The sequence below is a fragment of the Streptomyces sp. W16 genome (assembly GCF_033194735.1).
Lineage (GTDB): Bacteria > Actinomycetota > Actinomycetes > Streptomycetales > Streptomycetaceae > Streptomyces.
On sequence record NZ_JAWOAI010000930.1, the window covers coordinates 1 to 2,182 of the forward strand.

Consider the following 2,182-nt stretch of genomic DNA (forward strand, 5'->3'; position numbering starts at 1 on the left):
AGGGCGCGCAGACCGCTGAAGGGCGTGTCGTCGGCGCCTCCGGTCACCTCCAGCAGCCGCCATCCCGCCGCCCGGGCCCGTTCCGCCACGGCCCGCAGCAGCGCGGACTTGCCGACCCCCGGACCGCCCTGCAGCACCATGGCACCGCCCGCGTCGGGCAGCCTGCCCAGCAGTTCGTGCAGGGTCCTCAACTGCGGGTCACGGCCGAGGAGTTCGGATTCGTGCATGTGCCCTCCAGCCGTCCAGGACACCTCATGTCTTCATCAGCGGGATCGTAGGGGTTTCCCGGCGGCGGGGCTTGAGTCATCCGACCGCGCCCGGAACTGTACGGCGGCGGCACCCTGCCGTACGTCCACCGTACGGCGGGCGAAGCCGTCACACGTAGCCGCGCCGCTGCACGACGTTCAGGGCCAGGGCGCCCAGCGGGACGTTCAGCCAGAACGTGAGCAGCCGGTAGACGAGCACGGCCGAGGTAGCCGCCCCGGCCGGCACACCGAGCGTCGTCAGTCCGGCGATGAGTCCGGCCTCCAGCGCCCCAAGCCCGCCGGGCACGGGAGCCGCGTTGGCGATCAGCCGGGCCGCCATGTAGGCCGCGCCGACCTGGACGAAGGGGAGGTCGGCGCCCAGTGCGTGCAGGCTCATGGCGAGGCCGACGACCTGGATGAGCGGCAGGCCCAGTGCGCCGACACTACCCACGACGACCTTGGCCGGTTCGGTCGCGATCCCGGCGACGGTCGAACCGGCGGCGCGCAGGAACGGCCACACCTTGTCGCCCAGGAAGCGACGGCCGGGCGGGGTGAAGGCGAGCAGTCCGCCGGCGGCGAGCGCGAGGGCGACGGCCCACAGCAGCGGGCGGCCTGCGGACAGGTCCGGGTGCACTCCGGCTCGGCCTCGTCCCGCCGCGGTGAGGAAGACGGCGGCGACCACGGTGTTGGAGAGCGCGCCGGCCAGGCTCTGCAGCCCCACGGAGGCGGTGGCGGCTCCGGTCTCGATCCCCGTCTTCTGGAGGTAGCGCAGGTTGAGCGCCATGCCGCCCACGTTGCTCGGGGTGATCCGGTTGAGGAACGAACTGGCGAACTGCACCTGATAGGTGGGGCCGAACGGCAGCCGCTCCGGGATGGTGCCCTGTTGCAGGAAGGTCGAGAACCCCTGCGAGAGGAAGGTGATCGGCAACACCGCCAGCACCCACCACCAGTTGGCGTCCCGCAGCGCGTCGACGGCCGCGGGCGCGTTGGCCAACTGCGGCAGCACGAGGTGGAGTACGAGAAACGCGCCGGCCAGCCCCAGGACGCTCTTCCACGTGAAGCGCGCCAGACGTGCGAGCGGAACTTCCTTGGCGCCACTGGCTGTTGAGACCTCGGCGGCGAGATCACGCAGCAGACTGGGCCGCCCGCCGGCCCGCAGCGTCCGCCGCCCGGCCTTCTCCCCGGCCGACTGTGCGCGGGCCTGGTCGTAGCGGGCGACCGCACTCCGCGCGGGCCCGATGAGCGCGAGCGGCTGCAGGTACGGCAGCGCGGTCGCGAGCAGTTCCGGTCCCAGGCCCGCCAGTGCGCACGCGGTGGCACGCTGCGGCCCGACCCGGATCGCGGTCGTGGCCAGCAGCTCCGTGAGGTCGCTGCCGAGTACCTCGGGCGGGGCGTTGAGCCGGCCGCGCGCGAACGCGGCGAGCCTGCTCTCGCCGCCCGGTGCGACGCGGACGTGTTCCGGGCGCAACGCCCCATGTCCCAGGCGGTGTTCCTGGAGGCGGGCCGCGGAGGTCCACACCCCGGTGAGGAGCGGGTCGGTCAACTCCTCGTCCCGCAGGGCGGACAGGGCGCGGGCGTCGTCCGGTTCGGCGGTCGCCACGAGCGCGCCGCCTCCGGCCACCGGATAGGCCATCACCGGTTCGTCGGCCTTGGCGCCGGTGCGGGCCGCGAAGACGAGCATGAGCAGTTCGTGCTCGGCGGCTCCGAGCGGTGTCGGGGCGGTCGTGTCGGCGGGGTGGCGCAGCAGGGTCCGCCGGGCGAGCCGGTGGAACAGATCGCGGTTGTGGTCCTCGGCGGCGAGCACCCGCAACAAGGAACCGAAGATGCGGGCTGCCCCTTCCTCGGCCACGGTTCCTCTCTGGGCCGCGCCCCGAGAAATGGTCAATAATGTGTGGATCAGGGACTCCGGACTCCGCAGATAACCAGCGAGCTTCTCC

2 protein-coding genes are annotated in these 2,182 nt (G+C 72.8%); both read right to left on the minus strand.

From position 1 onward, the window contains the following. The coding region (locus tag R6V09_RS51555) for an AAA family ATPase (RefSeq protein ID WP_317888314.1) at positions 1 to 227 on the minus strand (227 nt) is incomplete at its 3' end. A gap of 148 nt (positions 228 to 375) precedes the next feature. Beyond that, a complete protein-coding gene (locus R6V09_RS51560) occupies positions 376 to 2,094 on the minus strand; it encodes a lysylphosphatidylglycerol synthase transmembrane domain-containing protein (RefSeq protein ID WP_317888315.1) in 1,719 nt (572 codons plus the stop codon). Positions 2,095 to 2,182 lie beyond the last annotated feature (88 nt).